The organism is Mycobacterium sp. (assembly GCF_032159565.1).
Classification (GTDB): Bacteria; Actinomycetota; Actinomycetes; order Mycobacteriales; family Mycobacteriaceae; genus Mycobacterium.
The window spans coordinates 1-22078 of sequence record NZ_JAVHWR010000072.1 but is presented as its reverse complement, the minus strand read 5'-3'; the positions used below and the strand labels follow the sequence as shown (position 1 = coordinate 22078).

Sequence of the window (22078 nt, the reverse complement as noted above, 5' to 3'; positions counted from 1 at the left end):
CGCGAGGAGCAATCAAAATAGAGTTCGGGTGCCGTCGCCGGCGCGCTTCGTGATGCGTCGTCTGTCGAGTTCCTCCAGCAGCGGAACGGCCACGCGCCGGGTGGTGTCCATGGCCCGCTTGGCGTCGGCGACGGTGAACGGCTGCGGCAGCGTCCTGAGGGTGTCGGCGGCGCGGTCGTACACGTCGGGGCCGAGCACGACGCCGTCGGCGATGCGGGCGAGGCGGCCGGTGCGGACGGCCGCGGCAAGCTCTTTCGGACCCAATTCGAGGTCGGAAAGTTCGTCGGCCTCGGGCGCCCTGAACGGCGCGGCGGCCAACCACTCCTCGACCGCCTTGATCGCCTTGTCGACGCGCGGCGGCAGCGTCGCGCCCGGTCGGCGGACCCGGCCGTCGGCGACCTCGAGGCCGGTGCCGTCGAGCAGTTCGGCCACCAACTCGGCGGCCGGAAGGCCGGCCTGCTGCCTGACGGCTTCGAGCGGCATACCCGCGGCGATGTCGTGGCGGCTCGACCACTCCGTCACGGCCGTCATCAGGTGTTGACGGCGTTCCGACCACCACTGCGGGTCGACGACCCAGTCGCCGATGCGCAGGCCGGTCAACGGAAAACCCATGGCGCGCAACTCGTTTGCCCGCGCGCACACCGGTGGGCGGGCACGACCGGTGGCCAGCTCGTCGGCCCGGTCCCGCGCCGCTCCTCGGCGGCGCAGCGGCAGCGGCCGCACGTCGAGCACCTCGATGCCCGCGGCGATGCGGTGCTCACCTGGGTCGCGCAGCAACCCGGTGTCGCCGATGCGCAGCGGCAACGGCCGTGACAACCGCAGTCGGGCGGCGGCGTCGCCGAGCGGACGCACGTGCACCGGCACCGCCGCCGACCCGATGTGCAGCACCAGTTCGCGGTGCAAGTCGCCGGCCCTGCGCAGCGCGACGTCGATCTCGGCGGTGTCCAGCCACGCACCCGGCGTCCGGAGGGTGTCGCCGCGGCCGATGTGTCGACGGTCGACGCCGCGCAGGTTGACCGCGACCCGCGCCACCGCGGCAACCTCGCTGTGGTCGCGTTCCAGCGACTGCAGCCCCCGCACGGTGACGCGAAGGCCGTTGTGTTCGAGTTCGTCGCCGGCGCGGACGGTGCCCGCCGCGAGCGTTCCGGTGACGACCGTGCCGGCGCCGCGGACGGTGAACGACCGGTCCACCCACAGCCGCACGTCGCCGCCGACGTCCGGAGCGGGTAGCCGGTCGACGAGCTTCAACAGTTCCGCCCGCACGGCGTCGAGGTCCGTGCCGAGCACGATCGGTGCGTCGGGTAACCGCCGGCGGACCTGCTCGACGGCGGGCCCCGGGTCGGCGAGGTCCGCCTTGCTGATGACCACGAGCACGTCGCGGACGCCGAGTGCTTCGATCGCGGAGAGGTGCTCGTCGGACTGCGGCATCCAGCCCTCGGTGGCCGCGACGACGAACATCACCGGGTTTTCCGAGGGGGCGGCCGCCCCCACGCCCGCGAGCATGTTCGCGACGAAGCGCTCGTGGCCCGGCACGTCGACGAACGCGAACTGCCGCCCGTCGATCTCGGTCCATGCGAAGCCGAGGTCGATCGTCAGGCCGCGGCGCTGCTCCTCGGCGAGCCGGTCAGGCCACATGCCGGTGAGCCGCTGCACCAGCGTCGACTTGCCGTGATCGACATGGCCCGCGGTCGCTACGACATACATGCCAGCACCGCCGCGAGCAGTGCCTCGTCGTCCTGCGGCGGGACCGTGCGCAGGTCGAGCAGGCAGCGGCCGTTCTCCAGCCGGCCGACGACCGCAGGCGTGCCAGTGCGCAGCGACACGGCGTACGACTCGGGCAGGCTCACCGCCGCGCTGGGCAGCGAGACATCCGGCGCGCCGCCCCCACCGACGGCCGCGATGGAATCGACCGCCTGAGCGTCCGGCAGTCGTTCGGCGAGCCGCTGCGCGCGGGCGCGAAGGTCGGCCACGTCGGCGTCGAGGGCCCGCGCGACGGGCGAGGGCGGCCCGACGAGCGTGGCCTCCAGCGCGGCGAGGGTGAGCTTGTCGACGCGCAGAGCGCGGGCGGCCGGGTGGCGTCGCAACCGCTCGATCAGTTCGGCGTCGCCGAACAACAGACCGGCCTGCGGGCCGCCGAGCAGCTTGTCGCCGCTGGCGGTGACGAGATCGGCGCCGTCGCGCAGCATGGTCGTCGCGTCGGGTTCGTCGGGCAGCAGCGGATGCGGGGTCAGCAGGCCCGAGCCGATGTCGGCGACGACCGGCGCATCCATTCCTGTCAGCTCGGCAACCGACACCGTCGAGGTGAAGCCGCGCACGGAGTAGTTCGACGGGTGCACCTTGAGCACGAAGCCGGTGTCGGGGCCGATGGCGTCGAGGTAGTCGCGCAGATGGGTGCGGTTCGTCGTGCCGACCTCGCGGAACCGCGAGCCCGTCGATCCCATGAGCTCGGGCAGCCGGAAGCCGTCGCCGATCTCGATCAGCTCGCCGCGGCTGACGACGATCTCCTTGCCGGGCGCCAGTGTCATCGCGGTCAGCAGCAGCGCGGCGGCGTTGTTGTTGACGACGTGCACGCCGCCTGCCGTCGGCACAGCTCGGGCCAGGGCGGCCAGCGCACCGCGGCCGCGGCGGGCGCGGCGGCCGGACACCAGGTCGAACTCCACGTCGGTGGCTCCGCTGGCGGTCACCACGGCGTCGACGGCGGCCTGCGACAGCGGTGCCCTGCCGAGATTGGTGTGGACGACGACACCGGTCGCGTTGATGACCGGCCGCAGGCTCGACGCGCTCGCCGGCAGGGCCGCGACGGCGTCGTCGGCCACCTGCTCGGGCGCGATCTCTCCGGCACGCGCCCGCTCCTGCGATTGCGCGACAACGGTTTTCACCAGCGCGCGGCCGAGCACGCGTGATGCTTCGGCGAGTCGGGGATCGGCCAGCAGGACGTCGGTGCGGGGCACCCGGCGTCGCGGGTCAGTCACCATGTGCTCCGGGGTCATGGCGGAGGCGGACGGGAATCGAACCCGCCAGCGACAGCATCTGCCGCTCAGCGATTTTGAAGATCGAGCCGATCACCAGATCGGATACGCCTCCCTGGCCCATCGCATCATCATGGCAGGCACGATGGACGCCATGGGTTACCGACTGACGCAGTACGCGCACGGCGGCGGCTGTGCCTGCAAGATTCCTCCCGGCGAACTGGAAGAGGTGGTCCGCGGGCTGACGAAGGCCACGCCGCGCGATCCGGTCGGGGAACTGCTCGTCGGGCTGGACGACGGCGACGACGCGGCGGCCGTGCGCATCGAAGGCAACGTTGCCCTGATCGCGACGACGGACTTCTTCACCCCGGTCGTCGACGACGCCTACGACTGGGGCCGGATAGCGGCGACGAACGCGCTCTCCGACGTGTACGCGATGGGCGGGCGGCCGGTCGTCGCGGTCAACCTGCTCGGCTGGCCGCGCGATGTACTGCCGTTCGAGCTGGCGGCCGAGACGCTGCGCGGCGGGCTCGACGTCTGCGGTGAGGCCGGCTGCCATCTCGCGGGCGGCCACAGCGTCGACGACCCCGAGCCGAAGTACGGTTTGGCGGTGACGGGTATCGCCGATCCAGATCGCCTGTTGCGCAACAACTCCGGCAAACCGGGTGTGCCGCTGTCGCTGACCAAGCCGCTTGGCGTCGGCGTGCTCAACAGCAGGCACAAGTCGACGGGCGAGGTGTTCCCGCAGGCGATCGAGCTGATGACGACGCTCAACGCGAACGCTTCCGTCGCGGCGCTGGCGGCGGGTGTCGAGTGCGCGACGGACGTCACCGGCTTCGGCCTGCTGGGCCACCTGTACAAGCTGGCGCGCGCCAGCGGCGTCACCGCCGTCGTCGATGCCGCGGCGGTGCCCTACCTCGACGGTGCGCGCGACGCGCTGAAGGAGGGCTACGTCAGCGGCGGCACCCGCCGCAACCTCGACTGGGTCCGACCGCATGCCGACCTCTCGGCGATCGACGAGGACGAGGCGCTGCTGCTCGCCGACGCGCAGACCTCCGGCGGGCTGCTGATCGCCGGGGAGATCCCCGGCGCGCCCGTCATCGGCGAACTGGTGCCGCGCGGCGAACACACGATCCTGGTGCGCTGACGCCGGCCCGTTTCCACCCCCTGATACCGGGTACGCCGCGCGGATGGAGGCAGCCCGGTTCACGGACATCAGCCTGCGCGTCGACGGCAGCCAGCACGACGTACACGTCGACAACCGCATCACCCTGCTCGACCTGCTGCGCGAACACCTCGGCGTGACCGCCCCCAAGAAGGGCTGCGACCACGGCCAATGCGGATCCTGCACAGTCCTGCTCGACGGCAGACGCGCGACCACGTGCCTGGCGTTCGCGGTCGCCCACGACGGCGCCGAGATCGTCACCGCCGCGGGTCTCGGCGACGCCGACGCCCTGCACCCGGTCGCGGCGGCCTTCCTCGAGCACGACGGCTTCCAGTGCGGCTACTGCACGCCCGGCCAGATCTGCTCGGCGGTCGGCATGCTCGACGAGGTGAAGGCCGGCCAGCCCAGCGCCGTCACCGACGACCTCGGCGGCTCCCCCGAGTTGACCGACGACGAGATCCGCGAGCGCATGAGCGGCAACCTCTGCCGTTGCGCCGCCTACCCCAACATCGTCGCCGCCATCCACCAGGCAATCGGCTCCTCGCGTCCGCATCAGTCAATCGGCTCCTCGCGTCCGCACCAGTCAATCGGCTCCTCGGGTCCGCAGGAATCAATGTGCTCCTCGCGTCCGCACCAGGCCGCCCGATGATCCCCTTCGACTACCACCGCGCCACCAGCGTCGCCGACGCCGTGACCTCCGTTGCCGACCGCCCCGACGCCGTGTTCCTCGCGGGCGGCACAAACCTCGTCGACCACATGAAACTCGGCCTCGTCGAGCCGGGCCTCCTTGTCGACGTCGGCCACCTGCCCTTGTCGGACGTCGACCAGTTGCCCGAGGGCGGCGTACGCATCGGCGCCGATGTCCGCAACAGCGACCTCGCCGCGCATCCGATCGTCCGCAGCCGCTACCCGATGCTGGCGCGCGCCTTGCTGTCCGCTGCGTCGGGTCAGCTGCGCAACCTCGCGACCACAGGGGGCAATCTGCTGCAGCGCACCCGCTGCGTGTACTTCCAGGACGTCACCACACCGTGCAACAAGCGCACTCCCGGCACGGGCTGCTCGGCCATCGGCGGCTACGTCCGCTATCACGCCATCCTCGGCGCCTCCGAGAACTGCGTGGCCGTGCACCCCTCCGACATGGCTGTCGCCATGGCAGCGCTTGACACCGACGTGCTCTTCGTCGACGGGGACGGTGAACACCGCATTCCGCTGACGGAGTTTCATCGGCTGCCCGGCGACCGGCCCGAAGTCGACACCGTGCTGCCGCCCGGCGCCCTCATCACCGCCGTCGAGATACCTGCGCCACCGGAGGGTGCCCGCTCGACGTACCGCAAGGTTCGCGATCGCGCCTCGTATGCGTTCGCGCTGACGTCCGTCGCCGCCGAGGTCGTCGTCGACGACGGCACCGTCTCCTCGGCGCGCATCGCCCTCGGCGGTATCGCCCACAAACCTTGGCGAGCCCGAAGGGTCGAGCAGAGGCTCGTCGGCTCGCCACCCACCGAGGATGCCTTCCGCGCAGCCGCCGACGCCGAGCTCGAGCACGCGGAACCCTTGCCCGGCAACGAGTTCAAGGTCGAACTCACCCGGCGAACGATCGTCGCCACGCTCACCTCGCTGACCGAAGGACAGCGGCGGTGACCGCCCTCGAGCCCCGGGTCATCGGCACCGCGGTCACCCGCCTCGACGGGCCCGCCAAGGTCACCGGCACCGCGCCGTACGCGTTCGAGCACCGCGTCGACCATCCGTTGTATGTCCATCCGGTGCAGGCGACCATCGCCCGCGGTCGAGTCACCGCGATGTACACCACCGAGGCGCACGCCGTCGACGGCGTCGTCGACGTCGTCACGGTCTTCGACGCACCGCAACTGGCCGACACGTCCGACGGCGACCTGACGATCCTGCAGGACGACGAGGTGCACTACCACGGTCAGCTGATCGGCGGCGTCATCGCCGAGAGCGCCGAAACCGCCCGGCACGCAGCGGGTCTGGTCACCGTGCACTACGACAGCGCGACGCATGACACCGAACTGCGCGCCGATCATCCGAAGTTGTATGCGCCCGAACAGGTGAACCCGTCGTTTCCCACCGACACTTCCGAGGGCGACCCCGAGGCGGCGCTGCGTGGCGCCGAGGTCGTCGTCGACCAGACCTACACCACGCCGCACGAGTACAACAATCCGATGGAACCTCACGCGTGCATAGCGATCTGGGACACCGGCGGCGGCCGGCTCCGGTTGACGATGTACGACTCGACCCAGGGAGTGCATGTCGTCCGGCAGCGGGTGGCGACGATCTTCGGGCTCGACAAGGAACAGGTGCGCGTCATCGCCAAACACGTCGGCGGCGGGTTCGGCTCGAAGGGCGCGCCGCATTCGCACAACACGCTCGCCGTGATGGCCGCGCAGCGGGCCGGCGGCCGTCCGGTCAAACTGGCACTGACCCGCCAGCAGCTGTTCGACATCGCCGGCTACCGCACACCGACAATCCAGCACATCCGCCTCGGCGCGCAGCGCGACGGCACGCTGACCGCGATCAGCAACGAGGTCGTCGAACAGACCGCGACGGTCAAGGAGTACGCCGAGCAGACCGCGGTGCCGACCCGAATGATGTACGCAGGCGCCAACCGCAAGACGTCGCACCGGCTGGCGCCGCTCGACGTGCCCGTCCCATTCTGGATGCGCGCACCCGGCGAGTGCCCGGGGATGTACGCCCTCGAGGTCGCGATGGACGAGCTCGCGGTGGCCTGCAACATCGATCCGATCGAGCTGCGCCTCCGCAACGAGCCCGACGTCGACCCGGACACCGGCAAGCCATGGTCGGACCGCCGCCTCGTCGAGTGCCTGCATGCCGGCGCCGAGCGGTTCGGTTGGGCGCCAAGAGATCCCACGCCGGGGCAACGACGTGACGGCGAATGGTTTGTCGGCACCGGTGTCGCGTCGGCGATGTACCCGGCGATGATCCAGCCCGGCAACTCGGCTCGCATCGAGCACGTCGGACAGGGGCGCTACGCCGTGCAGATCGGCGCCGTCGACATCGGCACGGGCACATGGACGGCGCTGTCGCAGATCGCCGCCGACGCGCTGTCGTGTGAGATGGGCGCGGTCGACCTGCAGATCGGCGACACCGAGCTTCCCGCTGCGTCGGTCGAAGGCGGCTCCTCCGGCACCAGTTCGTGGGGCCGCACCATCGTCGCTGCGGCACGACAATTCCGGCACGACCACGGCGAGACCCCGGCGGTCGGCGCCGCAACGACCGTCGACGCGCCGGAGAACGAAGAGGCCAAGCAGCACGCGATGTACTCGTTCGGCGCGCATTTCGTCGAGGCGCGAGTCAGCCGTCACACCGGTGAGATCCGTGTGTCGCGCATGCTCGGCGTGTTCTCGATCGGCCGGGTGATCAATCCGACGACACTGCGCTCGCAGTTGATCGGCGGCATGACGATGGGGCTCTCGATGGCGTTGCACGAGGAAGGCTTTCGCGACCACCGCTTCGGCCATGTCGTGACCCGGGACCTGGCCGCCTATCACATCAGCGCGCATGCCGACATCCCGCACATCGACGCCATCGCGCTCGACGACATCGACAGGCACGCCAACCCGATGGGCTCGCGCGGCGGGGGCGAGATCGGCATCGTCGGGTCCGCGGCGGCGGTGGTCAACGCCGTCTATCACGCCACCGGCGTACGGGTGCGAGACCTACCGGTGACGTGTGACGCCTTTCTGACGTCGTAAATCGTTTGGTGCGTTCAGAAGTAGTCGGTGGTCTGAGTGCTGGTGCCGTTATCGCAAGCGATGGTGATGTTCCAATTGCGGAACTGCGGGACCGCAGGAACGATCTTGAGGTCATAGCTGGAGTTGGCGGGCAGCGCGAAGCTGCGGTTGTAGTCATCCGCCGTGTAGGTGCATTGCGACGAAACGCCACTGCGGTCGGTGATGTGGGCCTGCCGACCGCCGACGATCGTCTTGAACGACACGGTTGGGCCTTGCGTGGGGGCGGGTGGCGGCTGGTTCGGTGGCGGCGGCTGAACCTGGCCATTGGAGCAGCCCGACACGACGACCTGGGCGCCCGGTGAGTTCTGCAGCTTGCCCATCGCGCTGGTCTCCGCGGCTTGAACCGACGGGTCCGACGCCGCCTCGATTTGGCCGCCGTCGTTCGCGGCGGCCGCAGCGCATTCGTTCTTGGCGCTCATCTCGAACACGCACTGGTTGCCGCCGTTGTTCTGGCAGTTCGACAGCGACGCGATGCGGGCCTGATCGGCGTCGGGTCCTATCCCCATGCCTCCGATCGTGCGAACGGGCGGATTGTCGTTGGCAAGACCGACAGAAAGTGCGACGTAGGCGTCCGCCGCGTTGGCGGTCGGCGTTGCGCCGAGCACGCCGTTGAGGCCGCTCCTGCGGTGAGGAGGAGGACGCCCGCACCGATTCGAATGCGCCGTCGCGGGGTGGATTTGTTCGTCATGATGCGTCCTTTGCCTTGGGTTTTGCCGCTACCAAGCGCCCGGGCGACCACAATTTCCTTCACGGACCAATTGGTAAGTTCGCTCATGGTCGCTGCGGACAGTTGTATGTTTGCTGACTATCCGCTGATGGGCTCTGCGCATGTGCGGACTCGACAACTCATGCAAACCGGAGTTTCTCGGTTGCCGGCATCAACACAGCAGCTCTTCGGGCAATAGCATCAGGAAGATGGCTGATGCACTGCTAACGGCGTGACCGGCGTCGCCGACCTCGTCGACGAGTGGGGACTTCGCGTCGACGGCGACGTGGTGCGCGCCTCCCGGGCTGCGGTCATCCCCGTGCGCACATCCGATGGGGTTCGCGCGGTGCTGAAGATCGGCAACTCCGAGCACGAACACCTGGTGCTGCGGCGCTGGGCCGGCGACGGCGCGGTGCGGCTTCTGCGCGCGGATCCGCACCGAGGGGCTGTACTGCTGGAGCGCCTGGATTCAAAGACGCTGCACACCATGTCCGACGTCGACGGCTGCGAGGTGGTCGCACGGTTGTACGGTCGCCTTCATGTGGCGGCGATGCCGCAATTACCCTCGCTCGCATCGCTTCTCGGACAATGGGCCGACGACTTTGCGGCGCTGCCACGGAGCGCTGCGATCCCGCACCGGCTCGTCGAGCAGGCGGTCACGCTCTGCCGCGCATTGGTGACAGAACCGGCCGACCACGTCCTGCATGGCGACCTGCACTACGGGCACGTCCTGGCCGCCGACCGCCAGCCTTGGCTGGCGATCTCTCCCAGGCCGGTGAACGGCGACCGGCACTACGAGCTGGCGCCGATGCTGTGGCACCGCTGGGCCGAGATCGGCGACAACGTCCGCTCAGGAGTTCAGCGGCGGTTCTATGCGCTGGTCGATGCCGCCGGCTTCGACGAGGACCGCGCACGTTCGTATGTCATCGTCCGGGTGGTTCGGGAGGCGACCCGCGACGCCGCCAACTTGACGAGGTACATAGCGTTGGCGAAGGCCGTGCAGGACTGACCACGTCACATCCGCGAGTACCGTGTCAACGCCAAGCTGTAGAGGCCGTATGCCGCGAAACCGACTGCGGCGGCGATCAATATCGCGCCGCCGAACCGAGTAGATCCCAGCGCCTTGACGGCGCCGTCCAGGCCGCTCGCCTTGGTCGGGTCTTCGAGGAACGTGGCCACGATGACGGAGATGCCGACCGCCGACAACACCAAGCCCTCCGCGATGTGTCCACAGACACCCAGCGCGGTGATCAGCCGTCCGCCCGTCACATTAAGGTCGTTGAGGAACTTCCTCGATACGCCCTTACGGGCGTAGTAGCCGCCGATCACCACGATGACGAGCCCGACCACCACCAGCACGGCCTTCCCGACGCCCGACTGCATCAACCGTGCACTCACGCCCGCCGTCTGCCTGCTGCCCCGCGTCTGGGCGCCGAGAGCGAATTGAATTGCCGTCAAGGCCACCGCGCCGTAAACGAAGGCCAACCCGAATGCCTTCAACCGGTGCACAATCGGCGACTCGCGCTTGTGCGCGTCGGAATGCTCGGCGGGATGCAGACCGAGCACACTCTCGGAGAGCCGCCACATCGCCAGAGCCACCAGGCCGGCCGTGACGACATACAATGTCGCCGTTCCTCCCGGCCTGTTCGCGAGCGTCGCCAGCGCGCCCGCCTGGTCCGCCTCCCCACCGGAACCGAGCGCGAGCCGCACGATGATGACCGCGATGAGAAGGTGCAGCGTTCCGCTGATCAGATAGCCGGCACGGGCCACCCGCTGCAGCGCGCGGTTGTCAGTGGCCCGATTGACGGCGGTCTTGAAGCTCACCGTCCGTCGTCCACCGCTGCCACCCAGTCGGTCTACCCGGGCTGCAATAACCGAAACAGTGCTGGCCCGGCAAGCTTCAGCGAGTGGTCAGGACGAGGCCGGGATAGCCCTGCGCGGCTACGTCATCGAGCGACCTCCGATAATTGCCGAAGCCGCCGATGTACGGCATGAAGACTCGCTTCTTGCCGTCGATGTTCGACCCGAGATACCAGGACGACTCCGCCCTCGGGAACAGCGTCTGGTCGGCGGCCTCACCGACGTGGGCGGTCCAGGCCTCCGCGGCGTCGCGGCGCGGTTCGACCTCGGTGATGCCGCGGCGCCTGGCCTCGAGCATCAACTCGACGGCCCAGTCGACCTGTACCTCGGCGTGCAGCACCATGTTCGACAACACCGACGGGCTGCCCGGTCCGCTGAAGCTGAACAGGTTGGGCAGCCGCGGCACCATCACCCCGAGCAACGTCACCGGCCCGTCCGCCCACAGCGCCGACAACCGATCCCCATCCGGACCCACCGGGTCGATGCGCGTCATCGCACCCGTGAGTGCGTCGAAACCCGTTGCGAACACCAGAACATCGCATTCGTACGTCGCCTCGCTCGTGCGCACACCGTCCGGCGTGACCGCCTCGATGGGTTCGCGGCGCAGGTTCACCAGCCGCACGTTGTCGCGGTTGAACGTCGCGTAGTAGCCCGCATCGGTGCAGATGCGCTTCGTGCCGATCGGATGGTCGGTGGGGATCAAGTCCGCGGCGACGGCCGGATCGTCGACGATGTCACGGATGCGGTCCTCCGCGAACCGCCGAGCGATGTCGTTGGCCTCGAGCACCGAACCCTGGTCGGGGAACGTCTTGCCGAACAACACCCCGCCGTGGCGCCACCGCTTCCACAAGGCCTCTTCGCGCTCGTCTGGATCGGTCTCGAGCGCGTTCTTGTGATACGTACCGTGCGGCGTGCCCGCAGGCGCGTAGGCCGAGCGCTGCCTGCGCTGCGGATACTCCTCGCGGATGCGCTCGGTGTCCTCGTCCGACCACGGGTAGTTCGGCATCGGGATCGTGTAATTGGGCGAGCGCTGAAACACCACCAATGACGCGGCCTGCTCGGCGAGGATCGGCGTCACCTGGATACCCGACGATCCCGTGCCGATCACACCAATCCTCTTGCCACGCAGGTGCGGATCCTCACGCGGCCACGCAGCGGTGTAGTACACCTGGCCCGCGAAGTGGTCGAGCCCGGAAATGTCGGGCCGGTTCACCGCCGACAGGCAGCCCGTCGCGCACAGGAGGAACCGGGCGCGACGGCTCTGGCCATCCGACGTCTGTACCACCCACTCGCCGCCGTCGAACTGCGCACCGACCACCTCGGTGTCGAACTGGTAGTGACGGCGCAGATCGAACCGGTCCGCCACGTGGTCGAGGTACGCCAAAATCTCCGGCTGCGCCGCGAACCGCTCCGTCCACGTCCATTCGCTCTGCAGGTCCTCGTCGAAAGAGTATGAGTAGTCGACGCTTTCGACGTCGCAGCGGGCGCCGGGATAGCGATTCCAGTACCAGGTGCCGCCGACGCTCGGCGCCGCCTCGACGCCGCGCACCGTCAGGCCATCCGAGAGACACCGATGCACCGCATACAGCCCGGCGAAGCCCGCGCCGATCACGATCGCATCGCTGCTCATGCCTCGACTCCCACGGCGAGCAACCGCCGCATGTCAGCCCACAGCAATTCCCGCGCCGCAGCCCCCGCACCGAACGGCATCATCGTCAGAAAGCCGTGGAACAGGCCGGGGTAGTCACGATGCACCACGGGCACATTCGCCGCCCGCAGCCGCTGCGCATACGCCACGCCTTCGCTGTGCAGCACGTCGAACCCGGCCGTCACGACGACCGCGGGCGGCAGACCCTCGTGCGTTTCGGCCCGCCCCGGCGCCACCAGATATTCCGGAGAAGGCAGCTTGTCGTCGAGGTACTGCCGCCAGTAGAACTGCATCGCATCGCGGGTGTTCACGTATCCGGTCGAGTACTTGCGATAGCTCTCGGTGTCGAAGAACGGTTCGATGACCGGATAGATCAGCACCTGCCCCGCGGGCATGAGGCCGCTCTGCTCGCGGCACATCAGCGTGGTGACCGCGGCGAGGTTGCCGCCCGCGCTGTCCCCGGCGACCAGCACCCGCGACGGGTCGACGCCGAGTTCGTCGGCGTGCTCCGTCACCCAGCAGTACGCGGCGAACACGTCCTGCACGGCCGCAGGCGCGCGATGCTCCGGTGCCAGTCGGTAGTCCACCGACACGACGACCGTCTCGGTGAACCGCGACATCGCCCTGCAGAACCCGTCGTGCGAATCGAGATCGCACAGCACGAATCCGCCGCCGTGCGCGAACACCACTGCCGGCCGTGACGCGCTGTCGCCGTACGGGCGGTAGATGCGCACCGGCACGTCGCCGCCCTGGCCTGCAATCGTGCGATCGTCCGCGCTCGCCACGTCGCCGAGGTTCGTGACAGCGAGGCGCCGCCCGGCCAGAAACGCCCGCGCTTGCTGGGCGGTCATTGTCGAGAGGTCGGGGAAGGCGTCGGCGGCGGCACGCATGAATTTCTGCACGCCGTCGTCCATGATCGGCAACCGTAATGCACGATCGCTGGCTACCATCACGAAAGCCACCCCGAGGAGGTCCGCATGACCCCATCTGCTCCTCGCGTCCGCCGAGCCGCTCCCAACCTGCCGCCCGGCTTCGACTTCACCGATCCCGACATCTACGCCGAACGGCTGCCAACGGAGGAGTTCGCGGAGGTCCGCCGCGCCGCACCGATCTGGTGGAACGAGCAGCCACGCGATGTGGGCGGGTTCGGCGACGGCGGCTTCTGGGTGGTCAGCAAGCACCGCGACGTCCGCGAAGTATCGCTGCGCAGCGACGTGTTCTCGTCGGCGGCCAAGACGGTGGTCCCGCACTTCAAGCCGTCGGTGGACGTCAAGGGACAGATCAAGGCCTCCAGGCTGTCCATGCTGATGATGGACGACCCCGAGCACACTCGACTGCGCAAGATCATCTCCCGCGGGTTCACGCCACGCGCCGTCGAGCGACTCCGCGCCGACCTCAACGAGCGGGCTCAGCGCATCGCCGCCGAGGCCGCCGGGCAAACCTCCGGCGACTTCGTTCTCCAGGTCGCGCGCGAACTGCCGCTGCATGCCATCGCCGGGCTTCTCGGAGTTCCGCTGGAGGACCGCAACAAGCTGTTCGACTGGACCAACCAGATGATCGGCGGCGACGACCCCGAGTTCGCGGGATACGACTCACTGGGCGCAACAGGCGAGTTGATCTGGTACGCCATGCAATTGGCGCAACGCAAGGCCGAGGAGCCCGGCGAGGACATCGTCAGCACATTGATCGACTCCGAAGCCGACGGGCAGCTGACCGAGGCCGAGTTCGGGATGTTCGTCGTCACCCTGACGGTGGCCGGCAACGAGACGACCCGCAACTCGATCACCCAGGGCATGATGGCCTTCACCGACCACCCCGACCAGTGGGAATTGTTCAAGGCGCAGCGTCCGAAGACCGCGGCCGACGAGATCATCCGCTGGGCATCCCCCATCACCGCTTTCCAGCGCACCGCATTGGTCGACACCGAGCTCGACGGTGTGCAGATCAAGAAGGGCCAGCGGCTGGTGCTGTTCTACCGGTCGGCGAACTTCGACGAGGACGTCTTCGACGACCCCTACGCGTTCAACATTCTGCGGGATCCCAACCCGCACCTGGGGTTTGGCGGCACCGGCGCGCACTACTGCGTCGGCGCCAACCTCGCCAGGATGACCATCGACCTGATGTTCAACGCGATCGCCGACCATATTCCCGAGCTGACACCCGTCTCCGCACCAGAGCGCCTGCGGTCGAGCTTCATCAACGGGATCAAACACTGGCAGGTCGAATACCGGGGCCCGTACTGAGGGATTTCGGCGCGCTAATCGACGCTGAGCGCACGCGAGCGCGCCGAAATCGCTGAAGGTCGAGATGACAACTCGGCATCGGTCACTACTATGGCCATAGATGCCGCAGCGCCGCAGCTTCAGCACATGTAGCCGTGTAGCACGGGTCTCACGGAGGTAGGCCTTGCCGACTTATCGATTTTCCTGTGTTGCGTGCGGCGACTTCGCCGTCGTGCGTCCGATGGCTGAATCGGGGGCATCCGCACCGTGCCCCGAGTGTGGCCGAGCCGCCGGCCGAATGTTCGGTTCACCCGCATTGCACGCAGTCGATGAACGGCTGCGGCGGGCCTATGGGGCGAGCGAACGCAGCGCCGACGCGCCGCAGGTCGTGTCATCGGTGCCCGGGCAGTCGCGACGAGCTACCCGCATCACGTCGGACCCGCGGCACGCCCGGCTGCCTCGTCCCTGAATCTGGAGGTTGTCATGCCCGACGTCGTATTTTCGGTTGATCAGGCACGTTCGATGCGCGATCAGGCTGTGCCAGGTCACAACCGGTGGCACCCCGGTGTCCCACCGGCAGCCAATGTCCGCCCGGGACAGCATGTTCGGGTGGAATGCCGGGAATGGACAGACGGTCAGATCGGCAACAACGACTCCGCGAACGATGTTCGCGACGTCGACCTGACACACGCCCACATGCTGTCAGGCCCGCTCTACGTGGAAGGCGCCGAGCCTGGCGACCTCCTCGTCATCGACATCCTCGACCTCGGCCCCGTGCCGCAGGAGGTTGGCGACGCTCCAGGTCAGGGCTGGGGCTACACCGGGATCTTCGCCAAGGCCAACGGCGGCGGCTTTCTCACCGACCAATTTCCTGACGCCTACAAGGCGATCTGGGATTTCGCCGGCCAGAAATGCACGTCGCGCCACATTCCTGGCGTCGAGTTCACCGGCATCACCCATCCGGGACTATTCGGCACGGCGCCGTCACCCGAGCTGCTGGCACGCTGGAACGCCCGCGAACGCGCGCTGATCGATACGGACCCCGAGCGCGTGCCGCCGCTTGCGTTACCGCCGCTGGAGGAAAACGTGTTGGGTGGCACCGCAACCGGAGATGCGCTGGCTGCCATCGGTCGTGACGGCGCACGGACCGTCCCGGCTCGGGAGAACGGCGGCAATCACGACATAAAGAACTTCACCCGCGGGTCGCGGGTGTTCTACCCCGTTCATGTTCCCGGCGCCCTGTTCTCCGGCGGCGATCTGCATTTCAGCCAGGGCGACGGCGAGATCACCTTCTGCGGCGCGATCGAGATGGGTGGATTCATCGATTTCCACATCGATCTGATCAAGGGCGGCATGGAGACATACGGCGTCACCACGAACCCGATCCTGATGCCGGGCAACGTCGAGCCGCGCTACACGGAGTTTCTGACATTCATCGGTATCGGCGTCGACCACGAAACCGACACGCAGTTGTACAACGACGCGACCACGGCGTACCGCAATGCCTGCCTCAACGCCGTCGCCTACCTGGAGAAATTCGGCTACTCCGGCGCGCAGGCCTATCTGCTCCTCGGCGCAGCGCCGATCGAGGGGCGCGTCAGCGGCGTCGTGGACATCCCCAACGCATGCTGTTCGCTCTATTTGCCCACAGCTATCTTCGATTTCGACATCACGCCGTCGGCCAGCGGCCCGGTACGGGCAGATCGCGGCAGCTGCGCCTTGTCGTCGTGACATTCTTCCCGGCACCCGGCTGTCGGCCCGTCCTGCAATAGTGAGGCATGGCCTCATGCGCGCTGATCACCGGTGCGAACTCCGGTATCGGTAAAGAGGTCGCCAGGCAGCTTGCCGACCTCGGCAGCTTCGACAGCATCTACCTCGCATGCCGAAATCGGGAGAAGGCGGCGGCCGCGCGGGCCGAACTCGAACGCGCCACCGGCAAGTCCATCTTCGCGACCGTACTGATGGACACCAGTGACCTCGGCTCGGTCCGCTCGGCAGTCGACACCATCGACGCGCCGCTTCAGACAGTCGTCATGAACGCAGGCGGCATGGGCGGTTCGGCACCGATGGCGCTTACCGAAGAAGGGGTCACCGAGATCTTCGCGTCGAACGTGCTCGGTCACGTGGCGCTGCTCGAGCAGCTGATCGCTGCTGACGGCCTGACCGCTTCGGCGGTGCTGGTCGGCAGTGAGGCCGCGCGGGGCGTACCCAAGCTGGGCATCAAGCGTCCCACCTTCGCGGAGCACTCGGTCGACGAGTTCGCGAGCGTCGTCGACGGATCGATCTTCGAGGGACAGAAGGTCGACGGTGGACTCGCGTATGGGCAAGTCAAATACCTGGGCGCCCTGTGGATGTCCGAACTCGCCCGTCGCAACCCACAGTTGCGTCTGCTGACCGTCAGCCCCGGCAACACGGCGGGCACCGATGTCTTCAGGGATATGCCGGCACTCGCGCGGCCGCTGATGAATCGCGTCCTTATGCCGTACGTCTTGCCTCGGTTCGGCCTGTCGCATCCTGTGAGTGCGGGCGCGCGGCGGCTGGTCGACGCGACTGTTACCACCGACCTCGAAAGCGGTCGCTTCTATGCGAGCGCCGCCAAGACGTTGACCGGTTCCCTCGTCGACCAGGCGACCGTCGTGGCCGACTTCGCGAGCCCGGAAATTCAAGGGAACGCATTCGAGGCGATCCACCGGTTTCTCTAGGGAAGCGGAAGCGGGTCAAGGGGATTGCCGACGGGGATCGACGAGCAGTTGTTCGGCGCGGGCTGACCGGCGAACCGGTCGTGGATCCAGTCGATGGCCTGCATCAGCCAGGGTCCGACGGTCGAGATGTGGCTGAGAAAGTCGTACTGCTCGTAGTGCACGACGGTTCCGCGCGCGCAGTACTGGCGCGCGAGCGTGCGGACGTCGCCGGCGATCATCACGCCGTCGCCGCGGCCGATGCCCGGCTTGTTGCCGGGAGTGCCCTCGGGAAGACCGTTGGCGCCCTGCCCGATGAACAGCGGAATGGTAGGCGTGCCGCCCGTGCCCATGATGAGGTGGTTGGCCACCTCGACGAACAGCCGAAGGCTCTCCGGCGTCGGGAACTCCGCGATGACGAGATCGGTCCATTTCAGCCGCCAATACCGACGCTGGCCGAGGACGTGCACAATCGACGAGCTCTGCATGGCGCGGTAAAGCTCCAAGCCGCGTGCCGTGAGGTACGGCGTGAAATCGACCTCGAACGCCCGCGCGATCCCGATGAGCGCCATCGGCATCACACCCGCCCAGATGTAGGTGTTCTCGACGTAACGCAGGTTGTGCGCCGGGTGCACAAGCACGCCGCCGATGGCCGCGCCAATCAAGCGGGCGTTGACATCCGGCGCGTACATCGGCGCGAGTTCTGCGGCCCATTCGCCGGCGATCGCGCCACCGGAGTAGCCGAGCAGCGCGACGTCAGCGTGGCTCGCCGTTTCGACCGCCGACGCGTTGAACGCGGCGCGGATCGAGTCCAGGGTGTTCATCCCGTACTCGGGGCCTGCGGCGAAGTCGGCACGCTGGCCTTCGGTGTCCGGCACGATCACCGTGAAACCCTGCGCGAGGAACAAACTGAAGACCGCAAGCTCGACGGTGGGCACGAGGCCGCCCAAAGTCAGCCCGCCGTTGATCGCATACGACGGCTGGTCGTTGCGGTTCAGCGAGTCGTAAGCCGATTGATACGACAGTATCCGGGTCGTATCGGGCTGGTGCAGCGGCTGGATGACGGTGGTGACGTTGGCGGTCGGCCCACCGGTTTGGCTCGTCGACCGATACAGCAGCTGCGTGGTCTTCAGCGGCGTCGGCAGGCCCAGAATGTGGTACGGAACACTGCGGGTGGCGAGCACCGTGCCCGGCACTAGCTGGTCGAGCGGGGTGCTGCCGGAATAGGTGTAGAAGGGGTCGTCGTTCGGCTGCGCCACGAACGCCCGATCCGGGACGACCTCGACGGGCAACGCACTCGGCAGAGGATAGAAGCCCTCCGGTGGCAGTGGGTCGGTCATTGCGCCGAGTATTCCCGTCCGCGAGCCTCACGTCTCCACAGCACACCATCTGCTGCGCTGACGCCCTGTTGAATGAGCGTGCGCTTGAGGATCTTGTTCGTCGCCGTCTTCGGCAGCGCTTCGTTGATGCGCACGTAGCTGGGCCACGCCTTCGGCGACAGGTCGGGCTGTGCTGCCAGGAAGTCCTCGAACCGTCTGGGCGACAACGTGTCTCCCTCGTTGAGGACGACGGCCGCCATAAGCTGGTCGCCGACCCGCTCGTCGGGTACCGCGTAGACGGCGACGTGGTTGATCTCGGGTAGCCGTTGCAGGATCCGCTCGATCGGGCCGGCTGCCAGGTTCTCACCGTCGACCCGCATCCAGTCGGCGGTGCGGCCGGCCAGATAGATCCACCCGTCGGCGTCGCGGTAGGCCAGGTCGCCCGACCAGTACATGCCGTGCCGCATCCGCTCCTCGGTGGCAGCGGGGTCGTTGTAATAACCGGTGAAGCCGCCGACGCCGTACGTGTTGACCAGCTCGCCAACCGCCTCGTCGAAGTTGGCCAGTGCGCCGTGCTCGTCGAAAACCGCCGGTGCGCATTCCGTCACGGTGTCGGCGTGGTACACGCTGACGCCCGGGTATCCCCTGCCGATCGAGCCCGACGGGCAGCCGTCTTCGCGCATGACGACGACGGCGAACTCGCTGGAGCCGAAACTGTCGACGACGCGGCAGCCGAACCGCCGGGCGAACTCGTCGACGTCGGGCTCGGTCGCCTCGTTGCCGAACGCTGCCCGCAGCGTGTTCTCGGCATCGTCGGGCTTCTCCGGCGTGCTCAGCACCAAGGCCAGCGGCTTGCCGACATAGTTCATGTACGTCGCGCCGTAGCGGCGGATGTCGGCCAGGAATCGCGACGGCGAGAACTTCGCGGGCACCATGGTCGCGCCGCACGCCAAGGCGACCGCCCAACCCGCCGCCACCCCGTTCGAGTGGAACAGCGGCATCGACAGGTAGCAGACGTCGTCGGCGGTCAACTCGAACCGCTCGGCCAGGCTGGCGCCGCACAGCACCGCCATCGCGTGCGCGAATCTCACTGCCTTCGGATCACCGCTTGTGCCCGACGTGAACAGCAGGACGACGGGGTCCGCACCGGCGGCTTCGCCATACGGCTCAAGCGGTTTCGCTGACGCCACCGGGTCGCGGTAGTCAGGTCCGTCGACATCGAGCACCGTCGCACGGCCCAGGTCGAGACCCTCGAGCAGCGGCATGTGATCGCTGTCGGCGAGCACCAATTGGCAGTCCGACCGCCTGATGTCGGCCGCCAGCCCGTCGCCCCGCCGCGTCGTGTTGATGCCGCACAACACGTACCCACCGAGCGCGGCCGCCGCCATCGCCCGCAGCATCGCCGGTGTGTTGCCGAGCAGCGCACCGACATGCATGGGACGCGACGGGTCGGCCAGCTCGATCAGCGCCGACGCCTCCGCCGCCGCCTCGGCCAAGTGCTCCCGCCACGTCCACGTCCGCTCCTCGTGCACCATCGCGACACTGTCGTCGTCGATCCGCGATCGCAGCAGCTGCTGCACTGTCTCAAACATGGTTGCCTGGTCGCTCGGACAAGCCTCGCTCCGTGGTAGGCCGATAGCGCAGCAGCGTGATTCCCGCATCGGGCACATCGCAGAAGACGGGCGTCACTCGCATCCCGATGCGAATGTCCCCGGGTTCGACGTCGACGAGTTCGGTGCTCACCCGCGGGCCGACGTCCCATTCGACGACGGCCAGCAGCTGCGGCAGCTTCTCCGCCCACGGCGGCCCGGTCGGTCTGCGAGCCACAGTGTAGGTGTACAGCGAGCCGGCGCCGTCGATCTCGCGCCACTCCAGATCGTCGGCCAGCGTGCCCGGCACCAGCATGCGCGGGTAGAAGACGTAGCGTCCCGCCGACGGCGAGTACTGGATCAGAATCCGGCGCTCGCGCAACGCATCCCAGAACGGCTGCGAGACCGGCGTCGGCTCCGGCAACGGCGCGCTCATCGGTCGCCACCCAGGATCAGAGCGACCTGCTCGCTCATGATGCCGCCGTTACCGGTGACGAACGCCGTGTTGCAGTCGGCGACCTGCGCCTCGCCGGAGCGGCCCATCACCTGGCGCGCGCCGTCGACCACATGGTGCATGCCGCCTGCCATGCCGGCCTGCCCATACGACAGCTGCCCGCCCGCGGTGTTGATCGGGAAGTCGCCGCGGAAGGTCAGGTCGCGCTTCGTCAGCCACTTCATGCCCTCGCCCTTGCCGCAGAAGCCGGCGTCTTCCAGCGTCATCAGCACGGTGATCGTGTAGCAGTCGTAGATCGACGCCATGTCGATGTCGGACCGCTGCACGCCTGCCATCGTGAACGCCCGTTCGGCCGCGCGGGCGATTGGGGTGCGGATGAGATCGTCGGCGTAAGTCGGTGTCTTGAACCGGATGTGCTCGCCGAAACCCTTGATCCACACCGGGCGATGACGGGACCGCCGAGCCACGTCGGCGCTCGCGATCAGCACGCCCGCGCCGCCCTGCACCCGCATCACCGTCTCGAGCATGTGGATCGGGTCGGCGATCACCGGGCTGTTCAGCACGTCGTCGACGGTGATCGGCTTGCCATGGAACACCGCACCGGGGTGGGCGCACGCGTTCAACCGCTGGTGCACCGCGATCCGCGCCAACGCGCCTGCGTCATAGCCGAATTCGTGAGCATAGCGCTGCGCGATCTGCGCGTACGGGCCGTTCTGCCCGACGTTGCCGTACGGAATCTCGAACTCGGCCTGCGGGGAGCCGTAGTTGTTGCTCGACGCGCCGTACCAGCTGAGCGTCCGGCCGGGCTTCGCCTCCGATCGCGGAACCTCCGTCGACCCGGGCATGACGACGAGCACCGCATCGCACTGACCGAGTTCGGCGGCCGCGGCCGCCCGCCACACCATGCCCGCCGCGGTTGCGCCGCCCAAGTCGACACGGTCGCCGAAGTCCAGCGCCATACCCAGGTACTCCGACAGCGTGGCCGGCGCGAACAAGCTCGACTCGCCGATGCCGTGCGTCGAAAGCCCGTTCACCACACCGGAATCGACGCCGGAGTCCTCGATGACCATCTTCGCCAGCCGCGCGTACTGGTCTAGCGTGAACAACGGCGGGCCGCTCGGCTTCTTCTCTGCGGGCAACTCCGCGATGCCGACGATGGCCGCCTCGCCGCGCAGGCCCGTCATCACGCGCTCCGATGCGGCAAGGTGACGGTGGCGGTGCCCGGCATCAGCACGTCCTCGCCGCACCTGCAGAAGATGTCGAGATCGACCAGCCCGGCGCCGTCTTCGCTGCTCGCGTGCGCGTCGGAGCGCTTGCCGGTGACGACACCCCCGAACGTCAACTCCTGACCCGGATAGGCGATCGCGCGGTTCTGCACCGAGAACGCCACCAGCCGCCCGTCGCCGCCGATCCAGTCCGTCAACGCCCTCGACAACAGCGCCGCCTGCAGCGGGCCCTGCACGAGCACATTGTCGTAGCCTTCGCGGTCGCGCGCCCACTCCTTGTCGTAGTGGATGCGATGCCCGTTGTAGGTGGCGGCGCTGAAGAAGAACATCTGCGTCTCGTCGACCGAGACGGTCAGAACCGGTATCCCATCACCGGTGTCGACGTCCTCGAAGTGCCCCTGCGTTCCCTCGCGAGCAGACGCAAAATCGCCCTTTTCGGGTGAGTTTGGTGCGAGTTTGCGTCTGGTCGCGG

The 22078-nt window shown here is 68.1% G+C and carries 20 protein-coding genes and 1 tRNA gene; 9 read left to right on the top strand and 12 right to left on the bottom strand.

The genetic code is table 11. From position 1 onward, the window contains the following. Positions 1 to 12: 12 nt before the first annotated feature. The 3 genes from QOC76_RS08770 to QOC76_RS08760 all read right to left on the bottom strand — a co-directional run bounded on the left by QOC76_RS08770 (position 13) and on the right by QOC76_RS08760 (position 3084). Entirely contained in the window at positions 13 to 1704 is a 1692-nt protein-coding gene (locus QOC76_RS08770; RefSeq protein WP_526356273.1) for a SelB domain-containing protein, read from the bottom strand. Further along, complete coding sequence (selA, locus tag QOC76_RS08765) at positions 1692 to 2972, bottom strand: L-seryl-tRNA(Sec) selenium transferase (protein ID WP_526356271.1); 1281 nt, start codon at positions 2970 to 2972, stop codon at positions 1692 to 1694. The genes QOC76_RS08770 and selA overlap by 13 nt, the downstream gene beginning before the upstream one ends. 17 nt (positions 2973 to 2989) lie before the next feature. Next, positions 2990 to 3084: transfer RNA gene (locus QOC76_RS08760), tRNA-Sec, on the bottom strand. 18 nt (positions 3085 to 3102) lie between these two features. Between QOC76_RS08760 and selD the strand changes: the two genes are divergently transcribed. From selD to QOC76_RS08740, 4 genes are read left to right on the top strand one after another with little or no spacing between them, the layout of a single operon-like run. Continuing rightward, on the top strand, positions 3103 to 4116 hold the full coding sequence (selD, locus tag QOC76_RS08755) for a selenide, water dikinase SelD (RefSeq protein ID WP_526356269.1): 1014 nt from the start codon (positions 3103 to 3105) through the stop codon (positions 4114 to 4116). A gap of 43 nt (positions 4117 to 4159) precedes the next feature. Further along, positions 4160 to 4783 (top strand): (2Fe-2S)-binding protein, encoded by a 624-nt coding sequence (locus tag QOC76_RS08750; protein WP_526356267.1) that lies wholly within the window; start codon positions 4160 to 4162, stop codon positions 4781 to 4783. Beyond that, positions 4780 to 5772 (top strand): FAD binding domain-containing protein, encoded by a 993-nt coding sequence (locus QOC76_RS08745; protein WP_526356265.1) that lies wholly within the window; start codon positions 4780 to 4782, stop codon positions 5770 to 5772. The genes QOC76_RS08750 and QOC76_RS08745 overlap by 4 nt, the downstream gene beginning before the upstream one ends. Beyond that, the gene (locus QOC76_RS08740) at positions 5769 to 7865 is read left to right on the top strand and encodes a molybdopterin cofactor-binding domain-containing protein (RefSeq protein ID WP_526356263.1); all 2097 of its coding nucleotides are present in this window, start codon (positions 5769 to 5771) and stop codon (positions 7863 to 7865) included. The genes QOC76_RS08745 and QOC76_RS08740 overlap by 4 nt, the downstream gene beginning before the upstream one ends. A gap of 14 nt (positions 7866 to 7879) precedes the next feature. On the opposite strand, the gene QOC76_RS08735 is transcribed toward QOC76_RS08740, so the two are convergent. Beyond that, positions 7880 to 8509, bottom strand: coding sequence for a DUF4189 domain-containing protein (locus QOC76_RS08735; RefSeq protein ID WP_526356261.1), 630 nt, complete (start codon positions 8507 to 8509; stop codon positions 7880 to 7882). A gap of 333 nt (positions 8510 to 8842) precedes the next feature. Here QOC76_RS08735 and QOC76_RS08730 point away from each other — a divergent pair, with 333 nt between their 5' ends. After that, the gene (locus tag QOC76_RS08730) at positions 8843 to 9619 is read left to right on the top strand and encodes an aminoglycoside phosphotransferase family protein (protein WP_526356259.1); all 777 of its coding nucleotides are present in this window, start codon (positions 8843 to 8845) and stop codon (positions 9617 to 9619) included. A 5-nt stretch (positions 9620 to 9624) separates the two neighbouring features. Here the strand turns inward: QOC76_RS08730 and QOC76_RS08725 are convergent, their stop codons facing one another. The 3 genes from QOC76_RS08725 to QOC76_RS08715 all read right to left on the bottom strand — a co-directional run bounded on the left by QOC76_RS08725 (position 9625) and on the right by QOC76_RS08715 (position 13032). Continuing rightward, entirely contained in the window at positions 9625 to 10434 is an 810-nt protein-coding gene (locus tag QOC76_RS08725; RefSeq protein ID WP_526356257.1) for a DUF1206 domain-containing protein, read from the bottom strand. A gap of 76 nt (positions 10435 to 10510) precedes the next feature. After that, positions 10511 to 12100, bottom strand: a complete 1590-nt coding sequence (locus QOC76_RS08720) for a flavin-containing monooxygenase (RefSeq protein ID WP_526356255.1) — start codon at positions 12098 to 12100, stop codon at positions 10511 to 10513. Beyond that, complete coding sequence (locus tag QOC76_RS08715) at positions 12097 to 13032, bottom strand: alpha/beta hydrolase (protein ID WP_526356253.1); 936 nt, start codon at positions 13030 to 13032, stop codon at positions 12097 to 12099. Before QOC76_RS08715 ends, QOC76_RS08720 begins: the two co-directional genes overlap by 4 nt. Positions 13033 to 13095: 63 nt before the next feature. Between QOC76_RS08715 and QOC76_RS08710 the strand changes: the two genes are divergently transcribed. The 4 genes from QOC76_RS08710 to QOC76_RS08695 all read left to right on the top strand — a co-directional run bounded on the left by QOC76_RS08710 (position 13096) and on the right by QOC76_RS08695 (position 17042). After that, complete coding sequence (locus QOC76_RS08710; protein WP_526356251.1) at positions 13096 to 14361, top strand: cytochrome P450; 1266 nt, start codon at positions 13096 to 13098, stop codon at positions 14359 to 14361. A gap of 163 nt (positions 14362 to 14524) precedes the next feature. Continuing rightward, positions 14525 to 14809 carry an FmdB family zinc ribbon protein gene (locus tag QOC76_RS08705; protein WP_526356249.1) on the top strand — a complete coding sequence of 95 codons (285 nt, stop codon included), beginning with the start codon at positions 14525 to 14527 and terminating at the stop codon, positions 14807 to 14809. A gap of 14 nt (positions 14810 to 14823) precedes the next feature. Continuing rightward, the gene (fmdA, locus tag QOC76_RS08700) at positions 14824 to 16071 is read left to right on the top strand and encodes a formamidase (RefSeq protein ID WP_526356247.1); all 1248 of its coding nucleotides are present in this window, start codon (positions 14824 to 14826) and stop codon (positions 16069 to 16071) included. Positions 16072 to 16118: 47 nt separating this feature from the next. Further along, positions 16119 to 17042, top strand: coding sequence for an SDR family NAD(P)-dependent oxidoreductase (locus tag QOC76_RS08695; protein WP_526356244.1), 924 nt, complete (start codon positions 16119 to 16121; stop codon positions 17040 to 17042). Here QOC76_RS08695 and QOC76_RS08690 read toward each other — a convergent pair. From QOC76_RS08690 to QOC76_RS08670, 5 genes are read right to left on the bottom strand one after another with little or no spacing between them, the layout of a single operon-like run. Continuing rightward, complete coding sequence (locus tag QOC76_RS08690; RefSeq protein ID WP_526356242.1) at positions 17039 to 18358, bottom strand: lipase family protein; 1320 nt, start codon at positions 18356 to 18358, stop codon at positions 17039 to 17041. The two genes, QOC76_RS08695 and QOC76_RS08690, sit on opposite strands and share 4 nt — an antisense overlap. Further along, positions 18355 to 19929 carry a fatty-acid--CoA ligase FadD1 gene (gene fadD1 / locus QOC76_RS08685; protein ID WP_526356240.1) on the bottom strand — a complete coding sequence of 525 codons (1575 nt, stop codon included), beginning with the start codon at positions 19927 to 19929 and terminating at the stop codon, positions 18355 to 18357. The genes QOC76_RS08690 and fadD1 overlap by 4 nt, the downstream gene beginning before the upstream one ends. Further along, the gene (locus QOC76_RS08680) at positions 19922 to 20362 is read right to left on the bottom strand and encodes a Zn-ribbon domain-containing OB-fold protein (RefSeq protein ID WP_526356238.1); all 441 of its coding nucleotides are present in this window, start codon (positions 20360 to 20362) and stop codon (positions 19922 to 19924) included. Before QOC76_RS08680 ends, fadD1 begins: the two co-directional genes overlap by 8 nt. Continuing rightward, positions 20359 to 21564 carry a thiolase family protein gene (locus QOC76_RS08675; RefSeq protein WP_526356236.1) on the bottom strand — a complete coding sequence of 402 codons (1206 nt, stop codon included), beginning with the start codon at positions 21562 to 21564 and terminating at the stop codon, positions 20359 to 20361. Before QOC76_RS08675 ends, QOC76_RS08680 begins: the two co-directional genes overlap by 4 nt. Continuing rightward, on the bottom strand, positions 21564 to 21971 hold the full coding sequence (locus QOC76_RS08670; protein ID WP_526356315.1) for a hotdog family protein: 408 nt from the start codon (positions 21969 to 21971) through the stop codon (positions 21564 to 21566). The genes QOC76_RS08675 and QOC76_RS08670 overlap by 1 nt, the downstream gene beginning before the upstream one ends. Positions 21972 to 22078: the final 107 nt, after the last annotated feature.